The organism is Candidatus Villigracilis proximus (genome assembly GCF_016717045.1).
In the GTDB taxonomy this organism is placed as follows: Bacteria; Chloroflexota; Anaerolineae; order Anaerolineales; family Villigracilaceae; genus Villigracilis; species Villigracilis proximus.
Window position 1 is genome coordinate 14,985 of the sequence record NZ_JADJUO010000017.1, and the last position, 14,211, is coordinate 29,195.

Genomic DNA, 14,211 nt, shown 5'->3' on the forward strand with positions numbered 1-14,211 from the left:
CGCGTTTGGGCGGCTGTTCCTTTTTTCGGCGGCAAGTCGCGATTCCAGCCGTCAACAGTCCATTTTCCTAAAAAAATGTAAAAAATACTTGACATTATGTATGCTTTGTAATACTATATGTATATCGAAAGTTACATAAAGTAAACATAAGTATACAAAAAGAGGAAAATATGACATATCAAGAGAAAAGTATTGCGGTTTCTTTGGTCAGCCACCTGCTGATCGTGGTCTACTATCTGGTCAATCTGTTCCAAATGCAACAGGCGGGCGGACTGGTCTCGACGAAAGTCTTCAGCCTTTGGGCGATCGTCATTGTGTCAACCATCATCGTGAACATCATCGGCAACATTCTGACCAACATTTTGTTGAGCATCGTCCATGCGATAAAGACAAGATCGGAACATGTGGAGAAGTTCATCGAAGACGAGCGGGATAACCTGATCGGGCTGAAAGGCAGCAAGGTTTCGTACATTGCGTTTTCGATCGGGGTATTGATTGCCATGCTGAGTTTTGCCTTTGGTCAGCCGCCGCTCGTGATGTTCAGCCTGCTGATTCTCTCATCCATCCTTGGCGAAATCATCGGAGATATTTCGCAGCTGTATCTTTATCAAAAGGGGTTCTAGGATGGATAAATATAAAGTCCGAAACAATGTTCGCAAGTTGAGATTCAACCACGACGAAATAACGCAGGAACAACTGGCTGAAAAGGTCGGCGTGACGCGGCAGACCATCATCGCCATCGAAGGCGGAAAGTACGCCCCCTCGCTGGAATTGGCTTTCAAGATTGCTCTCGTTTTCGGCGTGCCATTGCAGGAAGTATTTTCATATGAACTTGAAGGAGATGAAAAATGATTTCAGATAGAAAGACAGCCTCAACTGTGGGAATGTTGTTTCTAGTTGCGATGGTGGCAAGCCTGCTCGGCGGGGGATTGGTCGAATCCGTTATCTCTGCCCCCAAACTCTTCACCGCTGTTTCCGAAAATGAGACAGTGCTGGTCGTGGGCGTGCTGCTTGAACTGGTCAATGCCATTGCGGTAATTGGAATTGGTGTTCTCATGTTCACCGTCTTGAAGCGGCACAATGAAACCCAGGCTGTTGGATATCTCAGCCTCAGAATTGTGGAAACAGTGTTTTGCAGTCTGATTGTTGTCAGCCCGTTGTCGCTGATTCGGTTGGGGCAAAACCAGCCTCAAGCGTCGGCTGTTTTGTCCATCGCGGACGTGCGAGCATTTCGGGGCTGCTGGTTCCCGTCTTTTTCAGCCTCGGTGCCCTCCTGCTTTACTTCTCGCTGATTCAATCGAAACTCCTGCCGCGATTTATCCCAATTTGGGGACTCCTCGCGGCTGTGTTGATTTTGACATTGAACTTGCTGTCAACGTTCGGCTTGGAAGCCGGCATGGGAATAAGCATGATCTTTGCCCTCCCTATCATCTTGAATGAGATCTTTATGGGAATTTGGCTGATCGCCAAAGGATTTAATCCGTCCGCTGTAAACGCGACGGCATAGGAAGTTAGAGGATGTCATCATGAAAGCAATCATATACACCGAATACGGTTCACCCGATGTTCTTCATCTCGCAGAAGTTGAAAAACCTGCACCGAAGGATAATGAAGTTCTGATAAAAATATACGCGGTCTCAGTAAATTATGGTGATACTTTGGCGCGAAACTTTAAGGGAACTCCCCCTGGCAGATTCAATATGCCTTTTCTTTTTTGGATACTTGCGCGATTTGCATTTGGATTTAACAAACCCAAAAATAGAATTCTGGGAAGCGAGTTGGCAGGAAAGATCGAAGCTGTCGGCAAAGATGTAAAACTATTTAAAACCGGTGACGATGTTTTTGGATATCGTGCTCAGAGCATGGGCGCGAATGCCGAATATATCTGTATGCCTGAAAATGGATTGGTGGCAATCAAGCCCGCGAACATGACATACGATGAAGCTGCTCTTGTCCCGTATGGAGCGCTGACCGCCTTGAATCTGCTTCGAGCAGTAAACATTCAACGCGGACAAAAAGTCCTGATCAATGGTGCTTCAGGCGCGATCGGTTCTGCTGCGGTGCAGCTCGCCAAACATTATGGCGCAGAAGTTACCGGAGTATGCGGCACGCCACGGCTCGAATTTGTTAAGTCTCTGGGCGCTGACAAGGTGATTGATTACACCAAAGAGGACTTTACCAAAAACGGCGAAACCTATGATCTTATTTTTGACATCCTGGGCAGGAGTTCATTTGCGCAGTGTAAAAGCTCGTTAAATCCAAACGGACGTTATCTACTGGCCAGTTTCAAAATGAAACAACTCCTTCAAATGTTATGGACTTCAAAGATCGGCGATAAAAAAGTGATCTGTGCGTTGTCTGGTGAAAATATCGCAGACCTGCATTCCATCAAAGAGTTGATCGAGGCCGGGAAGTTAAAGTCGATCATCGACAAACGTTTCCCATTGGAACAAATCCCCGAGGCTCACCGCTACGTTGAATCAGGAAAGTAAAAGGAAACGTAGTTATCGTTTTGGATCACAACCACGCATCCTGATATAACCACAGCGGATTCCAGATCTCAAAGAGTGTCTGAAAAATTAACCACAAAGTCTCAAAGACTCAAAGTCACAAAGTTTTTTTCTTGGTGTCTCCGTGACTTGGTGTCTTTGTGGTAAAGAAAACTGACTTTCAGACACTTTCTCAGACAGTTTTCACGCTGTTGATTCTTCTCACATGATACATCGTCAACAACGGAGTCCATCTCTTGTTGACGATTTTTAATCCCTGTATTGAAAGATGTTCATCCAAAGCCTTCAAACCAAAATCTGTATCGGGATGCCCCCAGCGGAAGATGGAATCAAAAAACTTTATATCCACACCGCGTGGTTCTTCAAGGAAGAGGCTGCCGTTTGGTTTGAGCACCCGCGTAATTTCCTCGATCGCTTTGCGCCAGTTGGGAATGTGATGCAGCACACCGAAGATGATGACCGCATCTTTACTTTCATCTGCAAATTGGCTTAAATTCTCGGCGTCTTGAATCAAGAACTCAAACCGCGGATAATTTCTCCGCGCCAATTCCACTTGCTCGGTCATTACATCCAGACCAATATAACTTTTGGGTTGAAGTTGATCAAGTAAAGATGCGCCGTAGCCGGAGCCGCAGCCGATCTCAAGCACATCCTTATTTTGTAACTCCAGCCCCATTTGGCGGAAGGTGGGCATTTCGAAGAATCGCTGTCCCAGCTTGCGGGGAATGGATTGCATGGCGCGAAATTCAGGGGTTGATAGTTTCATGAGTTCCTCATAAAAAATAAATCGGATATAGATAAATCAGAAAACGCTGATATCCGCTTTATCAGCGTAAATCAGCGTTTATCTGCGTCCTAAATTAAGAGTAGATAATTATGCGGTTTCTGCCAGGCCCATTGCCTGTAACATTTCCTCGTTGCTGTCAAACTTGAACTCTTCAAGTCCGCGTTTGGTGGCTTCTTCCGCCTCAACCGCTTCAAGCCGTCTGACATCTTCTTTTGTGACGATAGGCTTGTTCAAGCTTTTGATTTTGGCTGTGACCGCTTCATTGCTTGCGTTGGTAGGTTGTTTGCTTTCCAGATATTGCAAAACCGCTTTGGCCGCGTTCGTGCCATCTTTACGCGCGTAACCAACCAAACCTTCGCTGGCTTTACGTGACCAACCGCCCACAAAAATACCGTCTATTGTGGATTCATAGGAAATATCATCCACCGGGAAGCGCGGTTCTTTATTCTTGATGAACTCGTTCCGTTCTGTCGGCAGACCAAAGGAACCATCCACTTTATCGCCAATGGCAAAGATGACTGTGTCTACATCAATCGTACGTTTATTGCCGGTGCCTTCAGCGCTGAGGCCGCCATTTTTTTCAACCAGAAAATTATCTTCCACTTCCAGTTTGGTGAGCAGGCCGTTCTCTCCGCTCATGCCAATGGGGGAGGCGAGGAAGTCAAAACGGAATTTCGCGTTGGCGGTTTTGGGGTCTGCTTTCGCGAGAGAATCTAAAACTTTTTTGCGACCAGTTTCCAGGTCCTGTTGAACCGCTTCCACAGCGGGCTTTACGCGCGCCAACTCACGTTCAAAGTCATCCAAATCCAAATAGGAGATGAGATGCTTCATTTCTTCTTTGGTGAAGTTCACTTCTGCGGGGCCGCGTCTCACAATGGCGGTCACTTCCTCCACGTTTTGTTCGTTGATCAAATGACGTGCAATGTCCACCATCACATTGCCGGCGCCAATGATCGCGCAGCGTTTCCGAAACGAAAATTTTTCTGGCTGAACGGCGGAAGATGGTTGTACCCATAAACGATCTCTTTCGCATGATAGATGCCTTCAAGGTTCTCGCCCGGCAATCCCAGCCACTTGGTGCCTTGCGCTCCCGCGCTGACAAGAATCGCGTCAAAGCCGAAACTGCGTAATTCATCAAGAGTAATATCGCCATTGTTGCCAACGACAACATTTCCATAATAATCAAGATTAGGATTGTCCATCGCGCCGCGAAACTGTTTACGAAGACCCTCTTTCATCGTATGCTTTTCAGGATAAATTCCATACTCTGCCAAACCGCCCGGTTTTATATCGCGATTAAATAATACAACATGTGCGCCCTGGTTGGCCAATTCGCGTGCGCCAAAAAGACCTGCTGGCCCTGCGCCGATCACTGCAACAAAATAACGAGACTCGTTCACTTTCTTCCTCCGTAATAAATTAGACAAAAACGGTGAGATTATATTTCGTATTTGGACAAACTACAAGCCACCAAATTAAATTCTAATGGCGCCTTTATTATTGCTATAATGATTTATGCCCGATGCCATTTTATTAAGCACTTGTGCATCTGTGTTAATATAGACCAAATGCCATCATTGCTTCAAATTTATTCCCAATAGGAGGCTCCATGAATAACAATTCCAAAAATGATCCGGGCGCACGTTTACGAAAATTGCTTGGAAACACATCTCCGCTGACACGCCTTCCCAAAAGACGGACGCTTCTGCATCCTCTTTTCTTCCCGAACAGGAGGATAAGCAAGCGGCTGCTTCAGCCCATAAGGATGCCGCGCATCAGACTCCGCTGAAACCTGCTCCTGTTTCAAAAAAGCGACTCGACCCTGATGCTTTGTCGCAGAGAAAATTTAATTTCTTCCCGGCCTTTTGGACGATCGCCAGCATTTTTTCAATGATTGTAAATCTGGTGCTGCTCATTGTTCTTGGTGTTTTGCTCTTGAACATAAAAACCTTACAGGTTTCCGGTGTGATGGATCTGGGCACAAACCTGCTGGGCGGGTTGTATACGAATTTTGAAAAGATGGATCGCGCTCATATTATTACCAATATTCCCGTGGAAACCACGATCCCGGTTAAGTTTGATCTTCAACTGAATCAGAATACCAACGTCATCTTAAGTCAGGATGTGACGATCACTAATGCGCTGGTCACCGTCAACACCGGTGGATTGAACATCACCAGAGCATTAACAACCATCGTCCTGCCGCAGGGGACGAACCTGCCCGTTGTGCTAAACTTGACCGTTCCTGTGGATACAACCGTACCTGTTGTTTTAAATGTCCCGGTGGATATTCCGCTGGAAAAGACTGAATTACACGATCCATTTCTCGGTTTGCGTAATCTGGTTCAGCCGTACTATTGCATGCTCAAACCCGATGCATTAACCCTGGATAACCGGCCAGCCTGTCAGTAATCCAATTTTTATGGGTAAGTTTTACGGGGATTTACCGTCAACAGGTATATGGCGTTGTTTTTATTTGTAACAAATCATGGAGCTAAATGGTAAATAAAATTACACAAACTACATTGAAGAACGGCATGAAGGTCATGCTGAAAGAGATCCACACCGCGCCCATTATTTCATCGTGGGTCTGGTATCGTGTCGGCTCAAGAGACGAGTCCACTGGCAGGACGGGGGTATCTCATTGGACCGAGCACATGCAATTTAAGGGAACAAAGAAATTTCCGGCGTCTCTGCTTGATAAAGCCATCTCGCGCGAAGGCGGGCGCTGGAATGCATCCACTTCGCATGATTCAACCCGTTATTACGAAACCATGCCCGCAGACAAGATCGATCTGGCCTTGCGCCTCGAATCAGACCGTATGCAAAATAGCATCTTTGATGCCAGAGAAGTCGCATCAGAGCGCACGGTTATCATCTCGGAGCGTGAAGGACACGAGAACGAGCCCATGTTCCGCTTGACCGAAGCCGTTCAGCAAACGGCTTTTCATGTGCATCCATATCACCATGAGATCATCGGTGATATGGCGGACCTGCATACCATTACTCGTGACGATCTATATAACCATTACCGAAAATATTACGTTCCGAACAATGCGGTGCTTTCGATTGCCGGTGACTTTGAAACCAAGTCCATGCTGAAACGCATCAAGGAATTGTTTGAGCCGATCCCCAAGGGTGCCGTTCCACCGAGGCTTTCCCGTCCTGAGCCTGAACAAAAAGGGGAGGTGCGCCTCTCTGTGGAAGGTCCGGGAGAAACTACTTTTATTCAAGTGGCGTATCGTTTTCCAAATGCCACACATCCCGATTATTTCCCGCTTCAAGTGTTGGATAGTCTGCTTGGCGGAGCCAGTGGATTATCTTATAAAACATCACGCCTGTATCGTGCATTAGTCGATAAAGAATTTGCTGTGGATGTTTCTGGCTGGTCTGAGGCTACGATCGACCCGTATCTATATCGCATCACGATTACCAAACATCCCAAGCGCAAAACCTGAAGAAGCGCTGGCTGCTTTGGATAAAGAGATACAAAAGCTTCAGGACGTTTTGGTCTCAAGCAGTGAGATCAAACGCGCGGTTAAGCAGGCACGCGCTGTGTTTGCCTACGGCAGCGAAAACATTACCAATCAAGCCTTCTGGATGGGCTACGTGGAAATTTTCGCGTCCTATGATTGGTTTACCAATTATTTGGATAAACTGGCAAAGGTCACGCCGCAGGACGTGCAGCGTGTGGCGCGAAAATACTTTCAACCAAAAAGCCGCGTGATCGGCACCTATATCCCGAAAGGCAAGGAGGCTTAATATGGCGAAGCAAACTGCAAGACCATCCCTGCCGGGGCCTGATGATATTTATCGCGTTGTGCTCTCAAACGGAATTACTGTACTGGCACGTTCCAATTTTAATAGCCCCTCTGTCAGCATGGGTGGATATTTACCCGCAGGTGCGATCTTTGAAAGCGACGAAAAACTCGGCCTCGCGGATTTTGTCTCATCTTCTTTGATGCGCGGTACGAAGACACGCAGTTTTGATGCGATCTATAATGCGCTCGAATCTGTTGGCGCGACTATGGGATTTGATTCAGGCGTACATAATACAAGTTTTGGCGGACGTTCCCTGGTGGAGGAACTTCCGCTTTTGCTCAAACTGCTATCTGAATCTTTACGAACACCGGCCTTCCCCAAACACGAAATCGAAAAATTGCGCGCGCAAATGCTGACCGGTCTCGCCATCCGCGCACAGGATACTTCTGATATGGCATCCATGGCGTTTGATCGCATGTTGTTTGCCGGGCATCCCTATAGCCGTCCTGCTGATGGATTCGTGGAGACGATCCCATCCATCACGCGCAAAGATATGCAGGAATTTCATCGCGCTCATTTCGGACCGATGGGCATGGTCATTTCAATCGTGGGTGCGATTGAGCCGAAGAAAGCGGTTGAGGCGGTGAGTCGTGTTTTGGGTGGGTGGCAGGTTCCAGGTCAGGTTGGATCGCCGGTACTTCCTCCACACAAGCCGGTTAAGAAGACGGTCAAGCGGCACCATTCGATTGCTGGCAAGTCTCAATCTGATCTGGTGATCGGGATGATCGGTCCGAGACGCAGAGACCCCGAATATTTTTCGGCATCTCTGGGTAATTCGGTATTGGGTCAATTTGGCATGATGGGACGCATTGGCGAAGTAGTGCGTGAAAAATCCGGACTTGCGTATTATGCATCATCCAGTCTGAGCGCAGGAATTGGCCCCGGTACCTGGGAAGTGAGTGCGGGTGTGAATCCGAAGAATTTAAAGAAGGCGATTGATCTGATTGAAAAAGAGTTGCGGCGTTTTGTTAAGAGTGGTGTGACCAAAAACGAGTTAGCGGATAGTCAGGCAAATTATATTGGGCGTTTGCCTCTGTCGTTCGAGTCAAATAGCGGCGTTGCTGGTGCGCTCTTAAGTATTGAACGCTACAATCTCGGGTTGGATTATTATCAGCGTTATGAAGGCTTGGTGCGCGGTGTGACGTGTGATGATGTGCTGGCGACTGCGCGCAAGTATATTGACCCAGACCGTTTGGTGATCGCAACGGCGGGACCGTAATCATTGTTTTATGAAACTTGCGACTGGCGTTGACCTTGTTGATATTTCCCGCATTCGTGATGCGATTGAGCGCCACGGCGCGCGATTTATCGCACGAATTTTTACGGAGACTGAGCAGCGTGAGTGCAATGGAAGGTTCTCGTCCCTTGCGGCGCGCTTCGCGGCTAAAGAGGCTGCCGCCAAAGCTCTAGGTTGTGGAATCGGTGATGTGGGTTGGCTGGATATTGAAGTTAGAGGCGATGAAAACCACGCGCCGCATTTGTATTTGCATGGTGAAGGGGAGAGGCTGGCAAAGAAGTTGGGATTGTCTGATTGGTCTGTGAGTTTGAGCCACACAGAAACTCAGGCGATTGCTTTTGTGGTGGCGGTTGGAAAGTAGAAAAGACATAAATTAAAAGAACACATCCCGCGACCAGTATTCGCGGGATGTTCGTAAGGACATGTTGGAATGCAGTCATTGGCGAAGGACTTCGGAGTCCCACTGTATTCCAAATTTATTTCTGGTCCTCGACGCCGATCCAAAGGTGGCCGGGCATTACAGGCCGATAAGAACGAATGGTGAGTTTTCCAAGTTCGATTTGTTTCTGTCCGCTTTCCAACATGCCAGGATTTACAAGACAAAGATCTGGAATATGACCAAATTTTTTGCTGTAGTAATCCATCGCTTTTTGAATTTTAACACTCAACGTGGTGCGTGGATCATTGTCAAACCATAACATTCCAGTATGCATGATGTTTTTCCTTTTGCTAAACGAAAAAGTTACGATACTTAATTGATAGCTGGTTTCCAAAACTTAAGCCAGTCATTTCCTTCCCGCATGGCAAACTGTGAGCCTGGAACAATCTGTGCAGGAAAATCTGCAGATGCGCCGGTTACCAGCCGCCTGTCGTTTGTTTCCTGCATGGAACCGAATAGCCGTGTGCGGAAGAAGTTCAGCCATTCTTCAACGTTACGTGCGCGGCTTGCGTTTATGGTGACGATGGGCCATACACGGCGGCTGGGTCCGCGCAGGAACAGCCAGCGCAGATTTTGTTCAGTTTGCGGGTCAAGTTTTGTGAGTACCTCAAGATCGTCAATTAGAAGTAAAATGGATTGCCCGTCACCTTTATTGTTATGAGCCCATGTAACAAGAGATTGTAAAAGCTCTTGTGTAGTATTCTCCTGAGTGGTATAAACTCCTACGGTATTTTGATGGCCCTGGAATTTTTTCCATTCATCGGGATATTGAGTGATGATCGCAGATTGAACATCTGATGGGATGTGAAGCAATTCCACTGCGCGGGCGATCATTTGCAGGAGTGCGGTCTTTCCGCTGGCTTGATCTCCACAGATAAGTACGGGTCCTGGAATGGGATCGTACAAATTTAAGAGAACAGGCAAACCATCTTCAGCAAAACCAAGGTAGATGGCTTCAGGGGGCAGGGGAGATGCATCAGCGAGAACAGAATGCAGCGTGGGCAGACCAGGCGCGGGTGAAGTAAGATGCGTCTGCTCTTCTTCAGCAAGCTCTGTTAGTGCGTCGATCATCAAGGCAAAGCGGTTGGTTTCATCCATATTAGAACACCTGTTCTAATAATACAACCAAAGGATTTGAATGTCAAGATGCAATTGCCATTTATTTGTTTAATAATGAAAGCGTAATTATCTTGACGTGGTGCGTTGTTTTGGTATAATCCGCCTGCTTAATCACTTGCCGACGTAGCTCAATTGGCAGAGCACCCGCCTTGTAAGCGGGAGGTTACGAGTTCAATTCTCGTCGTCGGCTCTGCGGTTGTTGACTGAAGAAAATGTCGGTTAATGATCAGCAAAATATTTTCTCTGGGCAGTTACCCAAGTGGCCAAAGGGGACTGACTGTAAATCAGTTGTCAGAAGACTTCGGAGGTTCGAATCCTTCACTGCCCACTACCGAGAAATTTTCGGTCAGCACGTTAAGCCCTCATAGCTCAGTTGGTAGAGCACACCCTTGGTAAGGGTGAGGTCACGGGTTCGAGTCCCGTTGAGGGCTCAGTTGCTGAAAAGCATTCTTGTCTACTTATAAAAAAGGAGTTAGAAAATGGCGAAGGAAAAATTTGACCGCAGTAAACCGCATTTGAATGTGGGCACCATGGGGCACATCGATCATGGGAAGACCACATTGACAGCGGCGATCACCAAAGTAGCCGGACTTTCGGGTCAGGCAGATTTCCGTGCATACGATCAAATTGATAACGCGCCGGAAGAAAAAGCGCGCGGTATCACGATCAACATCGCGCACGTGGAATATCAAACCGACAAGCGCCATTATGCGCATGTGGATATGCCCGGTCACCGTGACTATATCAAAAACATGATCACAGGTGCGGCACAGGTGGACGGCGCGATTCTGGTAGTGGCAGCGCCCGATGGCCCAATGCCTCAGACGCGCGAACATGTATTGCTCGCCCGCCAGGTGGAAGTACCATCCATCGTTGTCTTCCTGAACAAAGTGGACATGATGGACGACCCGGAACTGCTAGAGCTGGTGGAACTCGAACTGCGCGAACTGTTGAGCAGCTACGGCTTCCCCGGTGATACGACCCCGATCGTGCGCGGCTCAGCCAAGAAGGCATTGGAAAGCGCCAGCACCGATCCAAGCGCACCAGAGTATGCACCCATTAAAGAATTGCTACGTGTGGTGGATGAGTACATCCCCGAGCCCAAGCGTGAGACAGACAAGCCGTTCATGATGTCGGTTGAAGATGTATTCTCGATCAAGGGACGCGGAACTGTGGTGACAGGACGTATTGATCGCGGCATTATCAAAGTGGGTGAGCCGATTGAAATCGTTGGTTTGCGTGACACCAAGAGCACAGTCTGCACTGGTGTGGAAATGTTCCACAAGCAGTTGGATGAAGGCATGGCTGGCGACAACGTAGGTTTGTTGCTGCGCGGTATTGAGCGTGAAGATGTGGAGCGTGGCCAGGTATTGGCCAAGCCGAAATCGATCACTCCGCACAAGAAGTTTTTGGCAGAAGTGTACGTGTTGAAGAAGGAAGAAGGCGGACGTCACAAGGCGTTCTTCAGCGGCTATCGTCCCCAGTTCTATCTTCGCACAATGGATGTGACCGGCGACATTACCCTGCCTGAAGGCGTGGAAATGGTTATGCCTGGTGACAACGTGAACTTGACAGTTCAGTTGATTGTGCCTGTGGCTCTTGAACAGGGTTCCAAGTTCGCTATTCGTGAAGGCGGTTTGACCGTTGGCGCGGGTGTCGTTACCAAGATCATTGAGTAAGTAGAAAGTAAGGTAGTAAGATGGCTTCCAAGAAGAAAGATGTCCGCCCGGTAATTACGTTACAATGCAATGATTGCAAGGAACGCAATTACACCACCGAGAAGAATCGTCGTAATGATCCCAATCGGTTGGAATTCAACAAGTACTGCTCACGTTGTCGCAAGCATACACAACATCGCGAGACCAAGTAGAATCGTTGGGTGGGGTATAATCTCCACCCACATTTAGGCCAGTAGCTCAATTGGCAGAGTCCTCGTCTCCAACACGAGTGGTTGTGGGTTCAAGTCCTACCTGGCCTGCCTGCTGTGGCAAACGCCGCGTTCTGCGGCGTTTTAGCCGTAAATTAGAGAAGGAGTATTGCCTTGGCTGAGAAAGAGAAGAAAGTCAAGAAAACTGAGAACGCTATTCAGCGTTACTTCCGTGAAACTACGGGTGAACTTCGCAAAGTCAACTGGCCTACATGGCCCGAAGCCAAACGCCTGACAGGGCTTGTACTCCTGGTGATGTTAATCATGGGTATTTTCCTTGCGGGTATTGATTATCTCGCGCATGGGCTGATGAATTTGGTATTGTTTGGCTCCTGGTCTTAGTTTTTTGAATTGAGGATCTGATGGATTTACCGGAACCGCAAGAGCAGTTTGAAAAGGAACCGACGGATGAAATAACCGAGGAGCAGTCTGCCCCTGCGGATGTTACGCATGTCACCCCGGACCCGAAACCTGCCACGCGCTCCGAGACGCAGATCCCTACCGATCTGCCTCCCATTGAAGCGACAGTTGAAGGTCCAGCTTGGTATGTGATCCACTGTTATTCAGGTTATGAAAACAAAGTTCGCCATAACCTTGAGCAGCGTATTGAAACCATGGGTATGAAAGACAGGATCTTTGATGTTGTTATTCCTACACAGGAAGAGATCGAAGTCAAAGACGGCAAACGCCGCACCGTGGAACGCCATATTTTCCCGGGCTATGTGCTTGTGAATTTGGCGCTTTCAGAAGAATCCTGGTATGTGGTTCGAAATACTCCCGGTGTGACAGGTTTCGTGGGTATGGGAAACAATCCCACGCCTTTACGGCCTGAAGAAGTTGCGCAGATCGTGAAGCGTATGGAAGCGGAAGCTCCCACTGTTAAGGTCACATATAAAGTGGGTGAGCGTGTACGTATCGTGGATGGACCCTTCAACGATTTTCGTGGTGTGGTTGCTGAGATCGATATGGAGCGCACAAAAGTACGTGTGATGGTGAGTTTCTTCGGACGAGAAACCCCTGTAGAGTTGGATTTCTTACAGGTTGAGAAAGCTTAGTAGATTCAACCAAAAGTGGAATCTAAAAATTATTAGACAGTAACAGGCCTCCCGTAGGCCTGATGCGGTGGGAGGGTCTCCCAAAATGACCCGTTATAACCACAAAGAGTTAAGTCAAAATGGCAAAGAAATTAAAAGCAATCGTGCGTCTTCAGCTTGAAGCCGGTAAGGCCAATCCTGCGCCTCCCGTCGGCCCTGCGCTGGCAAGTCATGGTATCAACATCATGGCTTTTTGTAAGGAATATAATGCTCGTACTTCCAACCGTCCGGGCGAAACACTTCCTGCAGAAATTACCATTTATACCGATGGTTCATTCACATTTGTTCTCCGCACTCCTCCTGCCGCTGTTTTGCTTCGCAAAGCTGCCAAGGTAGAGAAGGGTTCTGGTGTGCCGAATAAAGATAAGGTCGGCAAGGTGACCCGTGCTCAGGTGAAGGAAATTGCTGAGTTGAAGATGAAAGATCTGAATGCGGTGGATATGGAAGGCGCGTTGAAGCAGATCGAAGGCACCGCTCGCTCGATGGGCATCACAGTAACCGATTAATTTTGTGGGAGGATGGCTTGCGCTGTCCGCTTGAACCACGGAGGATAATATGACCAAACACGGAAAAAAATACACGGCAGCTGCTGCCAAAGTTGATATTGACAAGATATATTCTGCGAAAGAAGCAGTTACCCTTGCGAAGGAAACCTCCTTCACCAAGTTCGATGCGACAATCGAAGTTCATATGCGTACCACACTTGATTCACGCCAGGCTGATCAACAGTTGCGTGATGTAGTTGTGCTCCCTCACGGCCTGGGTAAGACAGTACGTGTGCTCGTCTTCGCTACGGGTGAAGGTGCAGTTGCGGCGCGTGCTGCCGGCGCTGATCTCGTTGCAGATGATGATGAGACCATGAAGAAGATCGAAGGTGGGGCATTGGATTTTGATGTCGCCATTTCCACGCCAGATGCAATGGGTAAGGTCGGTCGTTTGGGTCGTGTGCTTGGCCCTCGCGGTTTGATGCCAAACCCGAAGGCTGGTACGGTCGTTGGCCCACAGGATATGGAACGCGCCATTAAGGAAGCGAAAGCCGGTCGTGTGGAATATCGTCTTGATAAGACCAATAACATTCATGTTTCCATTGGCAAGGCTTCCTTTGATGCCGCCAAACTTTTTGAGAATTACGTTGCTTTGATGGACGCGGTTAACAAATCCCGCCCTTCAGGCGCAAAAGGTAATTTCGTCAAGCGCATTACCATTGCTTCAAGCATGGGACCTGGCGTGAAGGCTGATCCGAACGAACATATTGAAGGTGCCGAGTAGTAGTACT

The 14,211-nt window shown here is 48.1% G+C and carries 21 protein-coding genes and 4 tRNA genes; 20 read left to right on the forward strand and 5 right to left on the reverse strand.

The features are described 5' to 3' along the window. The first annotated feature begins 170 nt into the window (after positions 1-170). Genes IPL71_RS16950 through IPL71_RS16970 form a run of 5 tightly spaced genes read left to right on the forward strand, consistent with a single transcriptional unit; the run spans position 171 to position 2,492 of the window. The gene (locus IPL71_RS16950) at positions 171-623 is read left to right on the forward strand and encodes a hypothetical protein (RefSeq protein ID WP_345323651.1); all 453 of its coding nucleotides are present in this window, start codon (positions 171-173) and stop codon (positions 621-623) included. Position 624: 1 nt separating this feature from the next. After that, positions 625-852 carry a helix-turn-helix transcriptional regulator gene (locus IPL71_RS16955; protein ID WP_345323653.1) on the forward strand — a complete coding sequence of 76 codons (228 nt, stop codon included), beginning with the start codon at positions 625-627 and terminating at the stop codon, positions 850-852. Continuing rightward, positions 849-1,292 (forward strand): DUF4386 domain-containing protein, encoded by a 444-nt coding sequence (locus IPL71_RS16960; protein WP_345323655.1) that lies wholly within the window; start codon positions 849-851, stop codon positions 1,290-1,292. The genes IPL71_RS16955 and IPL71_RS16960 overlap by 4 nt, the downstream gene beginning before the upstream one ends. Next, the gene (locus IPL71_RS16965; RefSeq protein ID WP_345323908.1) at positions 1,292-1,507 is read left to right on the forward strand and encodes a DUF4386 family protein; all 216 of its coding nucleotides are present in this window, start codon (positions 1,292-1,294) and stop codon (positions 1,505-1,507) included. Before IPL71_RS16960 ends, IPL71_RS16965 begins: the two co-directional genes overlap by 1 nt. A 19-nt stretch (positions 1,508-1,526) precedes the next feature. Then, complete coding sequence (locus IPL71_RS16970; RefSeq protein ID WP_345323657.1) at positions 1,527-2,492, forward strand: NAD(P)-dependent alcohol dehydrogenase; 966 nt, start codon at positions 1,527-1,529, stop codon at positions 2,490-2,492. 190 nt (positions 2,493-2,682) lie between these two features. Here IPL71_RS16970 and IPL71_RS16975 read toward each other — a convergent pair whose 3' ends face one another. From IPL71_RS16975 to IPL71_RS16985, 3 genes are all read right to left on the reverse strand, one after another. Further along, on the reverse strand, positions 2,683-3,276 hold the full coding sequence (locus IPL71_RS16975) for a class I SAM-dependent methyltransferase (protein ID WP_345323658.1): 594 nt from the start codon (positions 3,274-3,276) through the stop codon (positions 2,683-2,685). Between the two features lie 108 nt (positions 3,277-3,384). Then, complete coding sequence (locus tag IPL71_RS16980) at positions 3,385-4,230, reverse strand: hypothetical protein (RefSeq protein ID WP_345323660.1); 846 nt, start codon at positions 4,228-4,230, stop codon at positions 3,385-3,387. Then, positions 4,230-4,697, reverse strand: a complete 468-nt coding sequence (locus tag IPL71_RS16985) for an FAD-dependent oxidoreductase (RefSeq protein ID WP_345323661.1) — start codon at positions 4,695-4,697, stop codon at positions 4,230-4,232. The genes IPL71_RS16980 and IPL71_RS16985 overlap by 1 nt, the downstream gene beginning before the upstream one ends. Before the next feature lie 490 nt (positions 4,698-5,187). On the opposite strand from IPL71_RS16985, the gene IPL71_RS16990 reads away from it, so the two are divergent. The 5 genes from IPL71_RS16990 to acpS all read left to right on the forward strand — a co-directional run bounded on the left by IPL71_RS16990 (position 5,188) and on the right by acpS (position 8,717). Further along, positions 5,188-5,709: a hypothetical protein gene (locus IPL71_RS16990; RefSeq protein ID WP_345323662.1), complete on the forward strand. Its 522-nt coding sequence runs from the start codon at positions 5,188-5,190 to the stop codon at positions 5,707-5,709. 86 nt (positions 5,710-5,795) lie between these two features. Beyond that, entirely contained in the window at positions 5,796-6,755 is a 960-nt protein-coding gene (locus tag IPL71_RS16995; protein ID WP_345323664.1) for a M16 family metallopeptidase, read from the forward strand. A 16-nt stretch (positions 6,756-6,771) separates the two neighbouring features. Beyond that, positions 6,772-7,059 carry a peptidase M16 family protein gene (locus IPL71_RS17000; RefSeq protein WP_345323666.1) on the forward strand — a complete coding sequence of 96 codons (288 nt, stop codon included), beginning with the start codon at positions 6,772-6,774 and terminating at the stop codon, positions 7,057-7,059. A 1-nt stretch (position 7,060) separates the two neighbouring features. Beyond that, positions 7,061-8,338: a M16 family metallopeptidase gene (locus IPL71_RS17005; protein ID WP_345323668.1), complete on the forward strand. Its 1,278-nt coding sequence runs from the start codon at positions 7,061-7,063 to the stop codon at positions 8,336-8,338. Between the two features lie 10 nt (positions 8,339-8,348). Beyond that, on the forward strand, positions 8,349-8,717 hold the full coding sequence (gene acpS, locus IPL71_RS17010; RefSeq protein ID WP_345323670.1) for a holo-ACP synthase: 369 nt from the start codon (positions 8,349-8,351) through the stop codon (positions 8,715-8,717). 115 nt (positions 8,718-8,832) lie between these two features. On the opposite strand, the gene IPL71_RS17015 is transcribed toward acpS, so the two are convergent. Next, positions 8,833-9,069, reverse strand: a complete 237-nt coding sequence (locus IPL71_RS17015) for a hypothetical protein (protein WP_345323671.1) — start codon at positions 9,067-9,069, stop codon at positions 8,833-8,835. Between the two features lie 38 nt (positions 9,070-9,107). After that, positions 9,108-9,893, reverse strand: coding sequence for an ATP-binding protein (locus IPL71_RS17020; RefSeq protein ID WP_345323673.1), 786 nt, complete (start codon positions 9,891-9,893; stop codon positions 9,108-9,110). Positions 9,894-10,031: 138 nt separating this feature from the next. Between IPL71_RS17020 and IPL71_RS17025 the strand changes: the two genes are divergently transcribed. The 10 genes from IPL71_RS17025 (at position 10,032) to rplA (ending at position 14,204) form a co-directional block, all read left to right on the forward strand. Beyond that, positions 10,032-10,104, forward strand: a tRNA-Thr gene (locus IPL71_RS17025). Between the two features lie 55 nt (positions 10,105-10,159). Continuing rightward, a tRNA-Tyr gene (locus tag IPL71_RS17030) sits at positions 10,160-10,242 on the forward strand. Positions 10,243-10,272: 30 nt separating this feature from the next. Further along, positions 10,273-10,345, forward strand: a tRNA-Thr gene (locus IPL71_RS17035). A gap of 48 nt (positions 10,346-10,393) precedes the next feature. After that, positions 10,394-11,593: an elongation factor Tu gene (gene tuf / locus IPL71_RS17040; RefSeq protein WP_345323675.1), complete on the forward strand. Its 1,200-nt coding sequence runs from the start codon at positions 10,394-10,396 to the stop codon at positions 11,591-11,593. Positions 11,594-11,613: 20 nt separating this feature from the next. Beyond that, positions 11,614-11,784 carry a 50S ribosomal protein L33 gene (gene rpmG, locus IPL71_RS17045; protein ID WP_345309548.1) on the forward strand — a complete coding sequence of 57 codons (171 nt, stop codon included), beginning with the start codon at positions 11,614-11,616 and terminating at the stop codon, positions 11,782-11,784. Between the two features lie 35 nt (positions 11,785-11,819). Then, positions 11,820-11,892: transfer RNA gene (locus IPL71_RS17050), tRNA-Trp, on the forward strand. A gap of 63 nt (positions 11,893-11,955) precedes the next feature. Beyond that, positions 11,956-12,183, forward strand: coding sequence for a preprotein translocase subunit SecE (secE, locus tag IPL71_RS17055; RefSeq protein WP_345323677.1), 228 nt, complete (start codon positions 11,956-11,958; stop codon positions 12,181-12,183). A 20-nt stretch (positions 12,184-12,203) separates the two neighbouring features. Next, positions 12,204-12,896 (forward strand): transcription termination/antitermination protein NusG, encoded by a 693-nt coding sequence (nusG, locus tag IPL71_RS17060; RefSeq protein WP_345323679.1) that lies wholly within the window; start codon positions 12,204-12,206, stop codon positions 12,894-12,896. A 119-nt stretch (positions 12,897-13,015) separates the two neighbouring features. Continuing rightward, positions 13,016-13,441 carry a 50S ribosomal protein L11 gene (gene rplK, locus IPL71_RS17065; RefSeq protein WP_345323681.1) on the forward strand — a complete coding sequence of 142 codons (426 nt, stop codon included), beginning with the start codon at positions 13,016-13,018 and terminating at the stop codon, positions 13,439-13,441. A gap of 49 nt (positions 13,442-13,490) precedes the next feature. After that, positions 13,491-14,204: a 50S ribosomal protein L1 gene (gene rplA / locus IPL71_RS17070; RefSeq protein WP_345323683.1), complete on the forward strand. Its 714-nt coding sequence runs from the start codon at positions 13,491-13,493 to the stop codon at positions 14,202-14,204. Positions 14,205-14,211: the final 7 nt, after the last annotated feature.